7 protein-coding genes are annotated in these 12690 nt (G+C 47.4%); 4 read left to right on the top strand and 3 right to left on the bottom strand.

Going from position 1 to position 12690, the window contains the following annotated elements:
• Nucleotides 1-32 precede the first annotated feature (32 nt).
• Both secD and OZ401_RS14585 read left to right on the top strand, forming a co-directional pair.
• Nucleotides 33-1676 (top strand): protein translocase subunit SecD, encoded by a 1644-nt coding sequence (gene secD, locus OZ401_RS14590; protein ID WP_341471197.1) that lies wholly within the window; start codon nt 33-35, stop codon nt 1674-1676.
• 111 nt (nt 1677-1787) lie between these two features.
• Nucleotides 1788-4673 (top strand): DNA polymerase III subunit alpha, encoded by a 2886-nt coding sequence (locus tag OZ401_RS14585; RefSeq protein WP_341471196.1) that lies wholly within the window; start codon nt 1788-1790, stop codon nt 4671-4673.
• On the opposite strand, the gene OZ401_RS14580 is transcribed toward OZ401_RS14585, so the two are convergent.
• The gene (locus tag OZ401_RS14580; RefSeq protein ID WP_341471195.1) at nt 4605-5867 is read right to left on the bottom strand and encodes a threonine/serine exporter family protein; all 1263 of its coding nucleotides are present in this window, start codon (nt 5865-5867) and stop codon (nt 4605-4607) included. The two genes, OZ401_RS14585 and OZ401_RS14580, sit on opposite strands and share 69 nt — an antisense overlap.
• A gap of 76 nt (nt 5868-5943) precedes the next feature.
• Entirely contained in the window at nt 5944-7800 is a 1857-nt protein-coding gene (locus OZ401_RS14575; RefSeq protein ID WP_341471194.1) for a peptidoglycan DD-metalloendopeptidase family protein, read from the bottom strand.
• A 395-nt stretch (nt 7801-8195) separates the two neighbouring features.
• Here OZ401_RS14575 and OZ401_RS14570 point away from each other — a divergent pair, with 395 nt between their 5' ends.
• Nucleotides 8196-9422, top strand: coding sequence for a hypothetical protein (locus tag OZ401_RS14570; protein WP_341471193.1), 1227 nt, complete (start codon nt 8196-8198; stop codon nt 9420-9422).
• A 97-nt stretch (nt 9423-9519) separates the two neighbouring features.
• On the opposite strand, the gene OZ401_RS14565 is transcribed toward OZ401_RS14570, so the two are convergent.
• Nucleotides 9520-11646 carry an ATP-binding protein gene (locus OZ401_RS14565; protein WP_341471192.1) on the bottom strand — a complete coding sequence of 709 codons (2127 nt, stop codon included), beginning with the start codon at nt 11644-11646 and terminating at the stop codon, nt 9520-9522.
• Nucleotides 11647-11994: 348 nt separating this feature from the next.
• Here OZ401_RS14565 and cobO point away from each other — a divergent pair, with 348 nt between their 5' ends.
• On the top strand, nt 11995-12663 hold the full coding sequence (cobO, locus tag OZ401_RS14560; RefSeq protein WP_341471191.1) for a cob(I)yrinic acid a,c-diamide adenosyltransferase: 669 nt from the start codon (nt 11995-11997) through the stop codon (nt 12661-12663).
• Nucleotides 12664-12690 lie beyond the last annotated feature (27 nt).

Genomic DNA, 12690 nt, shown 5'->3' with positions numbered 1-12690 from the left:
GGGGAATTTCTATTCAAGCAGGAGTCTGTAAATTGCACCGGCGAAGAAATAATATACTGTCGCTCTTAGGGATTTTAATATTACTACTGGCATCCGCCTACATGGTATTTGGTGGAGAAACGCCCGTAAGTATCTTTGGATTAAACCTCAGCCGCGAAACCAAACTGGGGCTAGATCTCAAAGGTGGTTATGAAATCACCTTGCAAGCTCGACAGGCAAATGTCTCTAAAGACCAAATGAACGGGGCGCGTGGTATTATCGAAAAGCGCGTGAGCGGTCTCGGTACCAACGAACCTGTAGTACGTTTGGTCGGTGATAACCGTATTGGCGTAGAATTGCCCGGTGTCACGGATGAAGACCAAGTAAAGAGTGTAATCGGCAGCACCGGCAGACTTGAATTTATCGATGCGGGTTCCGATGATTTGCAGACAGGGCAATTGGTGAAAACCACCTACTGCACTACCGGCTCGCTTTATTCTTCAGTGCCCGGGACTTGTGGGAATGTAAAACCGCAGATTGTGCCTAACTTCATTCCGACAATAACTACTCCGGCTACCACTGCCGCCGCAACAACTGCTGCTGCAACTAACGCTGCCGGAACACCTATACCCACTACTTCTGCTAGTACCACTCCCACCCCTAGCGCTACAGAAACGCCTGATCCTAACGCCAAAGTTTATCAGACTATCATTACGGGTAACGAGTTGGATCCAGCTAAGATTGACAAAGGCTTTAACTCTACCAGCGGCGCAGCGCAGGTTAACTTCGGTATCCGCGCCGATGCCGCCAACACCTTTTATAACTTTACCAGCGCGGGCATCGGTAAGAATATGGCAATTGTATTGGATGGACGGGTTCTTTCCAGCGCCGTGATCCGCGCCGCTATTCGCGACTCCGGTCAGATTACCAATGATACTCAATGGGGTACTACCCAAGGTAAGCTAGAAGTTGATAGCATAGTACTCAACCTAAAGTATGGTGCATTACCGGTAGAACTAGATATTTTGCAAAGCCGCAAGATCGGCGCTACCCTCGGTCAGGACTCGATTGATCGCAGTTACATTGCGGGTGCAGTTGGGCTGAGTATCGTAGCGCTCTTTATGCTGCTCTACTTCCGCCTTCCCGGTCTCATTGCCGACCTCGCGTTGGTAGTATACGCAGTTCTAACCTTTGCTATTTTCAAGCTTATCGGTGTGGTGTTGACTCTTGCCGGTATCGCTGGTTTTATCCTCTCGATTGGTATAGCGGTAGATGCCAATATCCTTATATTTGCGCGTATGAAAGAGGAGTTGCGGCAAGGGCGTAGCATCGAACGTGCTGTCGAAGCCGGCTTCCGCAATGCTTGGCTCTCCATCCGCGACTCCAATATGTCCGGTATCATTACCTGTATCATTCTGTACTGGTTTGGCGATTTCACCGGAACAAGCGTAATCAAAGGATTTGCCATCACCCTTGCGCTTGGTATTTTTGTCAGCCTTTTCAGCGCAATCGTGGTAACACATACCTTCTTGCGTACCATGTTCATCTTCACCGGCAATACCTCGCTGGTGCGAAACACCTATTGGTACGGTTTGAATCGGTTGGCTAACCGCGTGGCGAAACCCAGCGCCGATTTGCCCTTGCCTACATCAGCAGAGCTTGCAGAAGAAGAAACCAAGAGCAAACCCCGCAAATAGTTTGGGCGCAGTTGCATGCGCAAAGCTGCGAGAGCCTAGATAGATTAATCAGTAAATTCATACCCCCTTCACCCTACCGGGTAAGGGGGATTTTTTCGGAAGTAAAAAACAATGGAACAACCTTTCTCCGCTTTTTCCGATTTGAGAGTACACTCGCACTATAGCTATCGCGATGGCGTGTGTTCGGTGGCTGAACTTGCCCGCTGTGCCGCAGAATTGGGTCGTCCGGCATTAGCCTTGACCGATCACAATCATGCGGCGGGTTTCATCGAGTTGCAAGAGGCGGCAGATAAATATAGCCTCAAACCTATCTTTGGGGTGGATGCAACCGTAGCAGATGAAAATGGGCAGTTTTACAAGCTGGTATTATTGGCAAAGAACGAAGGCGGGTTACAAAACCTCTTCAGACTATTGACATGGGCTGGTACTGAAGGTTTTGATTTATACGGTCAAAATAAACCTGTACTGGCAGAAAGCAAGTTGCTGGGAAAAGCAGACGGAATAGCGGTAATCGGTAGCGATTTCCCTGATGGACTTGGTGCGCAGCGTGCTTCCCGTTTACGTGAAGCCTGTGGCGAAGATTTCTATGTAGAATTGCTCTCACACCAATCGGCAAATGTTGAGCGTGTGCGGTTGGCAGAATTTGCGCAGCAGCATAACTTGCCGATAGTGGCTACTTCTGATGTACATCACATATCCCCTGAACAAGCTAGAACCCGCGACCTGTTGTGGGCGATTGCCGATAACGTGCGCTTTGATGATCCAAACCGCCGTCGCCCTGCTTCCTCCGAAGCCTACCCGCGAACACTGGCAGAACTGGCAGAAATTTACGCTGCCGTTCCTGAGGCATTGCGCAATGCCGCCACGCTTGCGGCTTCTTGTGAGGTGCGCTTGCCAAAATCCGGGCTAATTATCCCTGATTACGTCTTGCCGCCCACTTTTCAACCTGACACCGGAGTAACTTATTCAGCGGTAGGGCAATATCTGGCACAAGTGGCAGCCGCAAATTTGCAAGCGCGTTATGGCGAAATACCCACGAATATGCAAACACGGCTGGATTATGAACTGGGAGTAATCGAAAAAGCAGGCTTTAATCAGTACATTTTGATAGTAGCTGATATTGTGCAGCGTGCGCACGAATTGGGTATCCTGTGCGCACCGCGTGGTAGTAGCGCGGGTTCGTTGGTGTGTTTTGCTTTGGGTATAACCCCGCTTAACCCACTAGATTTCAACCTCGTTTTTGAGCGATTTTTAAATCCTGAACGCCTATCCCCACCCGACATTGATCTGGATATTGCCGACGAAGACCGTCCTCGTCTGTTGGATTATGTGGTGCGAAAATATGGCGTAAATAATGTAGCGCATATTATTACGCATAATTTTGAGGGCGCAAAATCGGCGTTGCGGGATGCGGGGAAAGCTTTGAATATTGATAGCGGATTGGTAAATCGTCTTTCCGGCTTAGTGCCTCTCGAATTTCAACGCCCCTATACTCTTGCGCGTACACTTGAGGAAGTTAAAGAGGTGCAGCAACTTTACAAGCGCGATAAAGCGGCTAAAGAATTGATAGATGCTGCTTTGTTGCTCGAAGGTACAGGGCGCAATAACGGCACACACGCGGCAGGTGTAGTGATTACCCCGCGCCCTACTCAAGAATATGTGCCGCTCATTCGCACCGAAGGCTTGGCGCAGCAACAGCGTGATACCTCGCAACCGAATACCGAAAGTACGGGCTGGTTTACTCCTACCGTTATGACCCAATGGGATATGCAAGGGGTCGAGAAGCGCGGTCTGCTGAAAATAGATTTGCTGGGTTTAACCGCTTGGTCAACTATTACTCGCACCCTTGATTTTATCAGACAAGAGCGCGATATTGCGTTGGATGTGTGGCAATTGCCGTTGGATGATGAAAAAACCTATGATACTATCGGGCAGGGTTTTACCACAGGCGTTTTTCAGCTTGAGAACCGGGGCATGACCGATTTTGCGGCAAACATGAAGCCGCGCAGTATCGCCGACCTCGGTTTCCTGATTGCGGCTTACCGCCCCGGTCCGATGCCCTTTCTGGGCAAGATAATGGCGGTGCGTAGTGGTCGCGAAAAACTGGAAGCGCCTCACCCTTTTCTTGAACCCTTATTGGCGGAGAGTTATGGTGCGCCGGTTTACCAAGAAACTATGCTGCGAATTGCGGTGGAAGTTGCCGGTTATTCGCTAGGTGAAGCCGATGCTTTGCGTAAAGCAATCAGCAAGAAGAATCAGGTGGAGTTGGAAGCGCAACACATTCGCTTTGTGGAAGGTGCGCGCAAAACCAAAGAGCTATCCGAAGCGGAAGCAGAAGCAATCTGGCAATTTTTTCCACCGTTTGCCTTTTACGGGTTTAACCAGGCACATGCCATCATTTATGGCTATCTGACTTATATCACCGCTTATCTGAAAACCAGTTACCCGCTCGAATATATGGCAGCCTTGCTCGGGGCGGCGGGGGGTGATTTGGCGGCACTGGGAAAAGCGGCTGCCGAATGTCGCCGCCTGAATGTGCCGTTGCTCGCCCCGAATATCAATCGAAGTATGGCGCGTATCACCCTTGAAAACCTGTCGGATGGGCAACGAGCTTTGCGGCTGGGGCTATCAGCAGTCAAAGGATTAGGTCCTACTGGCGTGGAAGCAATAATTGCATTGCGAAATGAGAGTGGCGATTATATCGGGTTGGTCGATTTTGTGAGACGAGTGCCGGGACGCTCGGTTAATTCACGGGCGTTGGTGGCATTGGCACGGGTTGGGGCGCTACCCTTTGGAAACCGGGCGCAGCTAGAAACAGCTATTCCGGCGGCACAAAAAGCGGCAAAGGCAAAGGAATTTCAGGAAATTGTGCTACCTGACTTAGCGGAATATCCTGACGAAACGGTTCAAGCTTACGAAAACGAGTTGTTAGGTTTTGCTCTTACGCTTAACGAAAGTGGGCTTGCGCCAGATGGCGGGAGCAATGGAGTTGCTTAGAGCTACCCCAACTCCTATTGCTCCGCCTATAAAAATCGCTTTGAACAACAAAAACAGACCTTGTAGGGTGTCGTTCTGAGTCAGGGCAGACATTCCATCAAAAATGGTCAGACCGGGCAAGAGTGGTAATACCCCCGGTAGAATATAGAGTGTAACGGGGGAGTGTTGTCCGCGAGCAAATCCCCAACTGAGCGTACCAACCAATGCAGCGGCAATAAATGCTGAGATGAGTTCAGTCACACCTAGCTTTTGCAAGCTCAAATGTGTCAACCAACATAACGCCCCTGCTATACCCGCTAATGCAATGTTTCGGTGTGGCAAGTCAATTGAAATCCCGAAGAAGATTGAGGCTAGGAAAGCTGCGACTACCTGAATAGGGATTTGCCACGCCTCGTCCGGTTTCAAATTAACCGGGCGTGAAAAGCCCAATGCTGTGGCTGCGCTCAACGCCGCACCCACTCCACTGGCAACTGCTGCCCCTTTGAGAAATGCCTCCAATCCTCGCGCCACGCTGCTCAAAAGGTCTCCTGCAATGCCATCCTGCACACTTGCCAGCAAAGCTGCACCGGGAACTAATCTCAAAATACAACCCGCAATTACTAGAGTTGTACCGACTGGAAGCCCACTTGCAGCAATTGCCAGCGCGAAAGCAGTTGCCAGCGCTGCGCCGAATAATTCTATAAAGATGTCAGGGTATTGACTGCGTTCTAGTAGTTTGGTGAGAAACATTACCAACAGTGTACCGGCGAAAGCCACTGCGGCATCTAACGCCCCGCCGCCTAGAAGTAAAGTGCCGCCGGAAGCCGCGCCTGCGCCAGAGAGTAGCCATAGCCAGAAGGGGTATAATTTGTCCTGCGTGTTTACCTTCTCCAACGCTGTAAAGATTTCTCCCACCGTCAGAGAGCCTTGCACCGCACGTCTTGACAGGTCGTTAACTGCCGCAATTTTGCTGAAATTAAAAATACGTTTGTGAACTCGCCGGACTAGGGTAAAGGGTGTCGTAACCTCGTCCACATCTACTGAGATATACATGCCGGTGGGCGTTACGAGGCAATTGCTGTAGGGTATGCCAAAAGAGCGCAACAAAATAGATACGGTTTCCTCCACTCGCGAGGTTTCCGCTCCGTTGCTCAACATAATTTCACCGGCAAGGGTCGCCGTTAACAGCCCTTTTTTTAAATCTGATTCGTCCATTATTCAAAATATAACCCCCTTCCTAAAATGTAGAAAGGGGGTTACAGCTTTATGTTATTTCTATTCCGAGTTTTGTCTATCGTAGGAAGCGTAACGGATCGTAAGTTTGACCGTAAATGCTTCCCCAGCGTACCTCAAAGTGCAAGTGCGGTCCGGTCGAATTACCGGTACTACCCTCCAGCCCTAAACGCTGTCCTTTTACAACCTGTTGCCCTGCTCGAACCGAAATTGAGTTGAAGTGCCCATATAACGTGTACAGACCGTTGCTATGCGCTATCAGCACCATTATGCCATAACCATCGTTCGACCAACCGGCGGATAGCACCACCCCACCGTCTGCTGCTACAATCGGGGTATTAACCGTCGTTGAAATGTCTAATCCCTGATGGATACCGTACCAGATGCGTTGCCCGTAATAGGTGGTAATAAGCCCACGCATGGGCCACATCATACTCCCGGTAGTACCTACCGGCGCACCCGGTGGTGGAGCAGAAAGCGCTCCAAAGGGGTTGCGACTGGCGCTAGAGGAAGAGCTACTAGGCGCAGGCGGTATGTACACATAACGGCTCGACTCGCTTGCTTTCGCACCACCACTGGTGGTTGAGCGTGGGGCAGCGACAGCCGCTGCCGGAACTATGCCGTTAGGCACTATCAGATAATCGCCTACGGTAAGCGGTGTATCCTTACTTTGCAGGTTATTGAGGGACAACCCTACAATGTTTTCCACCGGTACAGAGAAACGTTGCGCTATTTTTGTTACATTATCGTTCTGCAATACTCTTACCCGTATCCCGCTAACTGGTAAGATGGTAATCTCTAGACCGGGTGTAACCTCTTGCAATGGCGCTTCGTCGGGACCGTTAAAAATAGCAATGGTCTCGCGGGAAATGCCAAATTTATCGGCGATAGATTGCATTGTTTCGCCAGCACGCACCTTGTAAAGTAATAGGGTGTCGCGTAAGGGTTTGACCCCACCGGGAACCATAACATCATTACCGGGTTTGAGGGGTTGTTTAATGTCCACTCCGGCTAGCTGATTAGGGGCGTAATCTATAATTACTTTGGGATCAACATTATACCGCGCCGCTATAGAGGCAATAGTGTCCACCTCAAAAGAGCTACGAGTTACTACGTGCCACATACCGGTAACAGGCGGAATTACCAGTTTGTCGCCCGATTTTATTTCCTGATCCGGGTCATCTATCTGATTGGCATACAGGATAGTTTCAAGGCTTATATTGTTTCGGGTGGCGAGATTGCGCAGGGTATCGCCCGATTGTACGGTGTACACTTTGACTCGCTTGGTTCCGGTATCGGTAGTACCGAGGCTATTTAGTACGATACCCTTCATGTTTCCGGTAACCGTTAAATAGCCGCCGTCGGTAAGTTCATTGCTGACGGGCATATGCGCTTCGGGATTAAGAATCTGTTTTACCGCACCACTGAAACCGCCTCCGGCTACTACCACCAAAGCTAAACCCATAACCGCGACATGCGCGGCATAACGACGGGCATGGTGAGTCATTTCATCGGTTGAGGTTGTTCCAAAGTGTTGCGCGGCTGCTTCAGGAGCAAGCCGATTAAACCAGAAAAAAGTACCGGGGTGTTTTAAGAACCTTCGCATCTCGCGTAACAAGGCGAGGTCGAGCTTTATAAGAGGTCGTAAAATCAGTTTGAGAATCCACAGCAGCGATGTAAGAGGAGAAAAAACAACTTTACGAATTATTCTAAGGGTATTGTGGTCAGATGGTTTGCGGCGCTTGGCAGGCGCAACCCCTGCGATCTCATCCAACAATAGTCGGGCTTCGACTCGTGGGCTGCTTACAAATTTATGGAAATGTTCACGATCTTGATTATCGGAATTTTCTTCGGGTCTTGGAGCTTCCGCAGTGCTACTACCACCTCTGGAGTCGGGTTCATCATATTGAGACACCGTTATGTACTAACCTCCTACTAACCCTGCCCTTTTCTCGTAACGCAATTACTGGAACGGCGAAAAGGCAAGGATACTACACTCTTACCCGTTAGTGTTATCAGGACGGGTATCGGGTTCGAGCAGTTAAGCGTTGGCACGGGTGTGAGCTAGCTTTCTGAAGGCAGAACCCCACGTAAGTATTTATACTAAACGTATGCTGCATTATAGAAATAAAACCATTACATTGTCAAACCCCTTTTAACTTGCTTGAGTTCAAGATGTACCTGGCATACATGAAAATGTTACAATCTTGCTATGTGAACTTTCGCTTATAGTTAAAAAGAACCTTAAATACCGTCAAATGGCTTAGGCTCTTTATTTTAAAATAAAATCCGTGAAGGGAGAAAAATACAATGGAAAATAAATATGATGCTTGGTCGCGAGGCTTTATCCGGCTGGCATTGTTGATAAATCGACATTTTGAAGGGTTTGTGGATGCCTATATAGGTCCTTCTTTTATTAAGGAAGAAGTTGAGCAAGAAAGTTCTGTTGAACCCCCCGCTTTATTGGCAGAAGCAGAGCGATTATTGGATACTTTACCCAGCGCGGGCTATGCTAACCGTCGTACCGAATATCTCAAACGACAAATGCTGGCAATTCGGCTGATTTGTGCCAAACTGTGTGGGCAAAGTTTCAGTTATAGCGAAGAAGTAGCCACTTGTTTTAATATCAAACCGGAGCGGGTGGCAGAGCAGGTTTTTGAAAATGCGCTAACTGAATTGGATGAATTGGTTCCGGGCAAGGGTAGCCTAGTTGAGCGTCTTGAGGAACGCAAAAAGTGGTTGACTATACCACCCGCTCGTTTGATGGAAGTTTCTACCTTTGCTTGTGAGGAAGTACGCAAACGCTCTGCTCAATTTCTGGATTTGCCGGAAGGTGAAACCCTCGAAATTGTGGAGGTAAAGAACGAGCCGTGGAATGCTTATAACTGGTATTTGGGTAATTATAAATCACTTATTGAGATAAATACCGATTTGCCGGTGCAAGCCACCTATATTAGCCGTTTGGTGTGCCACGAAGCCTATCCCGGTCATCATATCGAGCATGCGCTAAAAGAACAAAAATTATTTCGGGAAAAAGGTTATCTTGAAAATTCTATTATGCTTATTAATACGCCCGAATGTGTGATCAGTGAAGGAATCGGTAACACTGCCGAGCGTATTGTTTTTGATGGCGATGAGTTATTCGAATGGCAGGTTTCGGAGATATTTCCTCGTTGCGGGATTGTGGGTGGTAATGCCACTGAAGAAGCGCGTATTGCCAGAGCGCAAGGTGATTTGAACTGGGTTCGTGGGAATGTGGCTTTTATGATCCATGAAGACGGCGCAAGTGATGCTGAGGCGGTTGCCTACCTGAAACGCTATAGCCTTCGCAATGAAGACGAAGCCCGCAAAGCCTTGTCATTCATAAAATCGCCTTTGTGGCGACCCTATATCTTTACTTATTTGGTGGGTGAGCCACTCTTACGGGTAATTACGCAGGGAGAACAACGACAACCTGTTTTTCGCAAGCTGTTAGGCGAGCAAATCTATCCCGATTTATGCCTTGAATGGGCGACGCAGGGAGTACCCGCAGATTAAAGCCAGTAATTGTATACCTATTTGATAGCTGTGGAATGACAAAGGGTTCACAACTGGAAATGGTGGTGAACCCTTGTAGCTGAATGTTCCGTAATTATTATGAGAAACGTTTTTGAATTTTCCGCAGGGTATCTTGTAAGTGCTGCGAAGTATAAGGTTTTATAATAACTGCGTCCGCGCCTTTCTCTTGCAATTTCTCCGGTGTATCATCAAGATACCAACCTGTGACCACTATCACGGGGGTTTTGGGACGTACTGCCTTAATTGCCTGTGCTACTTCCCATCCGGTTATTTTTGGCATACCTAGATCGGTAATGACAACATCAAAATCATCTGGATTATCTTTGAAAACTTGGATTGCCTGTCGAGGATCGCTGAATGTGCGGGCGGCATGCCCCATACTTTCCAACATTCGCCCCAGAATATGCCCCAGTATTGGCTCATCATCTATAGCTACGATCCGGAAAGAACGGTTTAGATTTTCCACAGGAGCAACTACACTTTCCAACGGTTCAAGAGGTTCAACAAAAGCAATTTTTGCACTCGGTAAAAGGATGGAAAAAGTTGTACCATGGTCAGCGATGCTTTGTATTTGAATAGAACCTTCCATTCGTTCTACAATGTTGCGCACGATAGCCAACCCCAACCCAGTTCCAGAATTCCCTTTAGTAGTAAAAAATGGTTCAAATATACGGTTCTGTAGATGCGAAGGAATACCACAGCCATCATCTGAGAACTCAATTTTGATTGTGTCCGGATTAACTCGACTACCTACTATACTAATCTGTCCCTCTTTCTTTCCAAGCGCATCTACTGCATTGAGAATCAGATTGGTGAATAGCTCTCGCAATTCGGTTGAATTCCCCTTAACTTTCAAATCAGTTGGTACGGTAGACTCAATACTGATGGCAATACCGCGCATAGCCGCTTCTGCCTTCCAGCGCGATTCGGTGAGTTTAAGCGCTTCATAAACTGAAGTATCCAGCGAGACAACCTCATCATCCCCTTTTTGAGTAGTACGGCTGTAAGTCTGGATGCGCCTCACCATTTCTGCCCCATCACTACCCACTTGCTGAATTAATTTTAAGGCTTCCCCGATGCGCGGATGTTCAATGAGAATGTTTTTGGTTTCGGTACGAATAATATCAGCAGCTCCCATAATGCCAGATAGCAGGTTATTGAGATCGTGCGCTACTCCTCCAGCCAATTGCCCCAATGCCCGTAGCCTTTCTTGGTGCGAGTCAAACTCCTGATTATGCCGTTGTGTTGTTACATCTCGCAGAGTTATGACTGCTCCACTTATCAAGCCATCTGGCTGGCGAATTGGAGCAACGTTAATATTCAGGGTCAGTTGCTCTAACTCGGCTTGGTACAATATATCTTCGCTGGCGATGGTTTCACCTTTACTAAGTGCGCGTCTGACAAGGCAATTGTCAGGAGTTATTGGAGTGCCATCTTTATATTTCAGATAACAGCGTAATTCGGCTAAATTAGTTTCAACCATCGATTTCCACGGAACACGGAAAAGTGTCCCTGTGGCGGGATTAGTTTGTATAATTTTTTCTTCTTGGTCAACTACCAGTAAAGCGTCCGCCATTTGTTCTAAAACAATTTGAACCAGTTTCTGTTCGTAACTACGACTGATTTGTATTTCAGTTAACTCGGCTACCCGTTGTTTTTCACGGCGGAAAGCTAAAGCGTTTTTGTAGGCTATCCCGATATAATAGGCGAAGGATTGGAGCAAGAAAAGATCAGAATCATTGAAAACACGTCCCGGCTTAAAAGTCAAAACGTTCAGAATACCGACGACCTGCTTGTTGCAAAATATGGGTATGGCAGCCACCGCGCTCAGAGTTCGATCCGGTTTAAGCGCATCGCCAACCTGCTTATCATAATCTGCCCCGGTCATTGCTATCATACCCTCTTGTTGCCATGCTCTACCGCTCAACCGCTCACCTCGTTTGAAGGTATCACCTATAACATTCTTTGCAGAAGTTGAGGCGGCTTTGACTACCATAATTTCTTCAGCGGTGAACGGGTTAACTTGTATAAATGATAGAAGAACGGTTTCAATATCAATGAAGCGGACGGTATCCTCAATAACCAACTGGTAAAGCTCAGCTAGCTCTTGCTCATCGAAAATGTTAGCAGATTGTTGTGCTAGGTCAGAGAGTCTATCCAGCAAATCATTCTGACCAGATTTATCAGGGAGTTCCTTTAACATTCATTCATACCGACGCTTATTGGCTTTGTACAAAAAAAGTATTTAGGGTTTTCTCTACAGGTACAGAACTTTAGAACATTATCCTCATTAATTTTTATACTACTTTTCTAAGCGAAAATCCTGATTTTAATCTAAAGGTAGAGACTTTACCAAAAGATTTTAATTAGATTCTATAAAACATTTTACTCTAATTCAATTCTAAGACAATACTAATATTAAATCTTAATGTGCATTTCCCACAAATTTCTATTTGCTTGGACTTTGACCTGACATGTATAATCTATTAATCAATCGCCCTTGTTCTTAACAACTGAGGGATCGTACATGTTAATGAAAGGAAGTTTCTGGATGTCCACCGAAGATATAGATGAAGAACTTGAAGAACTTGATGAGGATGCGCTAGACGACCCTGAAGCCGATCTAAATCTCACCGAAGAAGAGCGTCTAGCCCGGCAACGCTCTAGTCATGAAGCACGTTTGAAAAAGACTAAAACCGCGATTCGCAAAGGTCTGGTGCTTGTCAATACTGGCAACGGCAAGGGTAAAACCACCGCTGCTTTTGGTTTGTTGATGCGCGCATGGGGACAGGGCTTGCGGGTGTGTATGCTCCAGTTCATTAAAGCCAAAACCGCCAACTGGGGAGAAGAGAAAACCGCTCGCAAAGTAGGCATTGAGATGCTACCCTTGGGCGATGGTTTTACATGGCTTTCTGATAATATTGAGAATGATAAAAAGCTGGCGCGCGAGGGTTGGGAGATTTGCAAGCAGAAAATTCTTTCCGGTGATTATGATCTCATTGTAATTGATGAGATGACCTATCCTTTGAAATATGGTTGGCTGCCTTGGGATGAAGTTAAGGCAGCGTTGGATAATCGCCCTAAAAACTTGCATGTGGTTATTACAGGACGTTATGCTCCACCCGAATTGATAGACTATGCCGATCTCGTTTCTGAGATTGTGGAAGTAAAGCATCCCTATAATGCCAATGTAAAAGCCCAAAAAGGCATCGAGTTTTAGCCGGATACGGGCGCAGTATAAATATAA

The sequence above is a fragment of the Candidatus Chlorohelix allophototropha genome (assembly GCF_030389965.1).
Classification (GTDB): Bacteria; Chloroflexota; Chloroflexia; order Chloroheliales; family Chloroheliaceae; genus Chlorohelix; species Chlorohelix allophototropha.
The sequence above is the reverse complement of the archived record's forward strand: the minus strand, read 5'-3'. Positions and strand labels throughout refer to the sequence as shown.